This is a genomic window from Veillonella tobetsuensis (assembly GCF_001078375.1).
GTDB lineage: Bacteria > Bacillota > Negativicutes > Veillonellales > Veillonellaceae > Veillonella > Veillonella tobetsuensis.
Window position 1 is genome coordinate 1 of record NZ_BBXI01000020.1, and the last position, 3,949, is coordinate 3,949.

At 40.0% G+C, this 3,949-nt stretch carries 8 protein-coding genes; all 8 read right to left on the reverse strand.

Translation table 11 applies throughout. The annotated features are described in order from the left end of the window. Positions 1-197: 197 nt before the first annotated feature. The gene (gene rplL, locus VEI_RS07990) at positions 198-566 is read right to left on the reverse strand and encodes a 50S ribosomal protein L7/L12 (protein WP_009351212.1); all 369 of its coding nucleotides are present in this window, start codon (positions 564-566) and stop codon (positions 198-200) included. A gap of 67 nt (positions 567-633) precedes the next feature. Further along, entirely contained in the window at positions 634-1,140 is a 507-nt protein-coding gene (gene rplJ, locus VEI_RS07995) for a 50S ribosomal protein L10 (RefSeq protein WP_059364083.1), read from the reverse strand. 174 nt (positions 1,141-1,314) lie between these two features. Next, positions 1,315-2,025, reverse strand: coding sequence for a 50S ribosomal protein L1 (rplA, locus tag VEI_RS08000; protein ID WP_005377180.1), 711 nt, complete (start codon positions 2,023-2,025; stop codon positions 1,315-1,317). A 76-nt stretch (positions 2,026-2,101) separates the two neighbouring features. Next, on the reverse strand, positions 2,102-2,527 hold the full coding sequence (gene rplK, locus VEI_RS08005) for a 50S ribosomal protein L11 (protein WP_004693535.1): 426 nt from the start codon (positions 2,525-2,527) through the stop codon (positions 2,102-2,104). Between the two features lie 100 nt (positions 2,528-2,627). Beyond that, positions 2,628-3,164 carry a transcription termination/antitermination protein NusG gene (gene nusG / locus VEI_RS08010; protein ID WP_005377143.1) on the reverse strand — a complete coding sequence of 179 codons (537 nt, stop codon included), beginning with the start codon at positions 3,162-3,164 and terminating at the stop codon, positions 2,628-2,630. Positions 3,165-3,175: 11 nt separating this feature from the next. Next, complete coding sequence (gene secE, locus VEI_RS08015) at positions 3,176-3,397, reverse strand: preprotein translocase subunit SecE (RefSeq protein WP_005377007.1); 222 nt, start codon at positions 3,395-3,397, stop codon at positions 3,176-3,178. A 40-nt stretch (positions 3,398-3,437) separates the two neighbouring features. Further along, complete coding sequence (gene rpmG / locus VEI_RS08020) at positions 3,438-3,587, reverse strand: 50S ribosomal protein L33 (protein ID WP_004693530.1); 150 nt, start codon at positions 3,585-3,587, stop codon at positions 3,438-3,440. Positions 3,588-3,856: 269 nt separating this feature from the next. Beyond that, the coding region (locus tag VEI_RS10565) for an EF-Tu C-terminal domain-related protein (protein WP_145749519.1) at positions 3,857-3,949 on the reverse strand (93 nt) is incomplete at its 5' end.

Consider the following 3,949-nt stretch of genomic DNA (forward strand, 5'->3'; position numbering starts at 1 on the left):
ATTAAATAATTCAATTGCTTTCTTTTTAAATTCATAACTATATCTCATGAAAATACCCCCTTTACTGGTTGTCCAGTAAAGGGGGTACATATCACTTCGGGGCACGCTTTTTAATATCAAGTTTATACAGAGTCGTTTCACAGTAATCAGAACGCAAAAAAGGCGTACCCTTAGGTACGCCTTTAATATGGCTAGAATTATTTCAATTCTACAGTTGCGCCAGCTTCTTCCAATTGAGCTTTCAAAGCTTCAGCTGCTTCAGTAGCTACGCCTTCTTTTACAGGTGCAGGAGCGCCGTCAACGATAGCTTTAGCTTCTTTCAAGCCAAGACCAGTTGCTTCACGAACAACTTTGATTACGTTGATTTTGGATGCGCCAGCATCTTTCAAGATTACGTCGAAAGAATCTTTAGCTGCGCCAGCACCAGCGTCGCCAGCTGCTGCTACTGCTACAGGAGCTGCTGCAGTTACGCCAAATTCTTCTTCAATTGCTTTTACAAGATCATTAAGTTCAAGAATAGTTGCTTCTTTCAATTCAGCAACGATGTTTTCAATGTTCAATGCCATTTTAGATTTCCTCCATAAAATAGTTTATTGTATCAGTCCTAAGCGACCAATGGATAATTCGCAGATATTATTCTGCAGCTTCTGCTGGTTGAGCTTCTGCAACAGCTTTAACAGCGTATGCAACGTTGCGAACAGGAGCTTGCAATACGGAAAGCAACATGGAAAGCATACCTTCGCGGTTTGGAAGATTTGCAATTGCTTTGATGCCAGCTGCGTCCATAACTTCGCCTTCAACGATACCAGCTTTTACAGTTACAACTTCTTTGTCTGTAGCTTTGATGAATTGTTCGATTACACGAGCAGGTGCAACAGCATCTTCTTTAGAAGTAGCCAACGCAGTTGGACCTTCTAAATGCTCAGAGAAACCTTCAAGATTCAATTCGTTTGCAGCGATACGAGTCAAAGTATTTTTGATTACTTTGTATTCAACACCTTCAGCCAACATTTTGCGACGAAGATCAGTTGCTTGCGCAACAGTCAAACCAGAGTAACCAATCAATACAGCACCTTTTGCTTCAGAAAGAGTTTCTTTCATTTGAGCAACGATTGCTTTTTTTGATTCAGTGACAGCCATTAGATTACCTCCTTATAGATTTTGTGGTGCTCTATGTACTATCTTAGCGTAAAAAACGACCCCATCGCACGCGATGAGGTCGAACTAGTCCTAGGTTGTTCTAGTGTCAGCCTCAGCGGGCGGATTTTCATCCATTATACATACCAGCCGTCTACAGCTAAGAGACATATGTGATTATTGCTCTTTTGTAACGTTGCTCAATTTGAACACGTTCAAAGGCACACCAGGGCCCATTGTAGCGGACAAGGTTACAGATTTAATGTATTGACCTTTAGCTGCTACAGGTTTAGCCTTGATAATAGTATCAACGATTGTACGGTAATTGTCAAGTAATTTTTCATCATCGAAAGACGCTTTACCGATGGAGCAAGAAATGATACCTGCTTTATCAGTACGGTATTCGATTTTACCAGCTTTGATTTCGTTTACTGCACGAGCAACATCTGGAGTTACTGTACCAACTTTAGGGTTTGGCATCAAGCCTTTAGGACCCAAGATTTTACCAAGACGGCCAACTTGACCCATCATGTCTGGTGTAGCAACTACTACGTCAAAGTCGCTCCAACCACCTTGGATTTTAGCTACTAACTCTTCAGAACCTACGAAATCTGCGCCAGCTTCTTCAGCTGCTTTAATATTGTCGCCTTTTGCGAATACAAGAACGCGTTTAGTTTTGCCAGTACCATGAGGCAATACTACTGCACCACGAACTTGTTGATCAGCGTATTTAGGGTCGACATTCAAGTTGAAAGCGATTTCAACTGTTTCATCGAAATTTGCAGTTGCAGTTTTCTTAACTAACTCAATTGCTTCTACTGGTTCATAGAACTTACCAGCTTCAATAAGTTTTACTGCTTCAGCGTATTTCTTACCTACTTTTGCCATTATAATATCCTCCTTATGTGGTCAAACGGGAATTCCCTCCCACCGATTTGCGCCTTATGCGCAAGTCGTACGCTTATTAGTCAACGATTTCAATGCCCATGCTGCGAGCAGTACCTTCTACCATGCGCATACCTTGTTCTACGGTGTTAGCATTCAAGTCAGGCATTTTCAATTCAGCAATTTCACGAACTTTATCGCGACCTACTTTTGCTACTTTATCACGGTTAGGTACACCAGATCCTTTTGGAATACCTGCAGCTTTTTTCAATAATACTGCAGCTGGTGGAGTCTTAGTGATGAAGTCGAAGCTACGATCTTCATATACATTAATAACTACTGGAATAATCAAGCCAGCTTGTTTAGCAGTACGTTCGTTGAATTCTTTTGTGAAAGCAACGATATTAACGCCTGCTTGACCTAGTGCAGGACCAACTGGTGGTGCTGGAGTAGCTTTAGCGGCTTCAATTTGTAGTTTTACTTGTTTAACTAATTTCTTAGCCATGGGTAATTAAACCTCCTATGCTTATACTGTGGTGGTAACGGATAAACATCCTCCCACTGGCAACCAAAATCGATTGCTCTTTTAGAGTTATATTTATATATTAAAGAGCTTTTTCAACTTGAGAAAACTCTACCTCTACCTCTGTATCTCGATTGAACATTTCTACATTAAGTTTCAATGTTCCTTTTTCAGGGTTAATTTCGGTAATAACACCTAGTCTATCTTCAAAGGCACCGGATGTAATGCGAACCGTTTCACCAACCTCTACATCGACATTGATTGTTGGTTTCTTATCCAAGCCCTGAGACTTAAGTATATGTTCTACTTCGGAATCAGAAAGTGGAACTGGTTTTGTAGCGGAACCAACGAAACCCGTTACACCTGGTGTGTTGCGCACAACATACCAAGAGCGGTCGTTAACTTCCATCTCAACCAATACGTACCCAGGAAAAATTTTACGTTTTACTACTTTTTTAACCCCATCTTTTTCATCTATTTCATCTTCAAGAGGTACTAGTATTCTACTAATTACATCCTGCAAACCCATAGATTGAACCTTAAGTTCTAGAGTGGTTTTAACTTTATTTTCGTAGCCTGAATAGGTATGAATTACATACCACTTCTTATCTGCTTCCATGTAATGGCCCCCTATCCAACAATCCGCAACAACATATTAATTAGTTGAGCAAAAATCGCATCAAACACATAGATGAGTAAGGCAATAAAGATTGTTACCAAAAATACTACAATTGTGTAATTGATGAGCTCTTTTCTTGTTGGCCAGACTACTTTTTTCAGTTCAGCCTTAACACCGCGGAAGAATTTACCAAAACCACCACGTTGTTGAACTGCTGAGTTAGACTTTGCCATTTTTTCACATCCTCAAATCAACAGGTAATGAATGATAAGATTATTTTGTTTCACGGTGTAATGTATGTTTACCGCAGAATTTGCAATATTTCATCATTTCAATACGATCAGGATTGTTTTTCTTATTCTTGTTCGTTTGGTAGTTACGTTGTTTGCAATCTGTGCAAGCTAAAGTAATGGCATTACGCATCCGGACACACCTCGCTTTATATTTACTAACTTGTCTCTTGTACTCGAAAACACTCGACTACATACTAAAAAACTATATCATACGTAGCAAGCGATGTCAAGATTTTAAGCAACTCAAAAAAGCCAGGCACATCTGCCTGACATGGATAGTATAACAAAGAATGATATTTTTTGTCTAGAAAGAAGTCCATGCCTTTTCTTCATTTTTATTATGCATAAAAAGGGACCCCGCAGGGTCCCTTTTAAGAATCTATGATTCAATTATGAAGATTAACCTTCGATTGCTGTTACTACGCCAGCGCCTACAGTGTGGCCACCTTCGCGAATCGCGAAGCGAAGACCTTCTTCGATAGCGATTGGAGT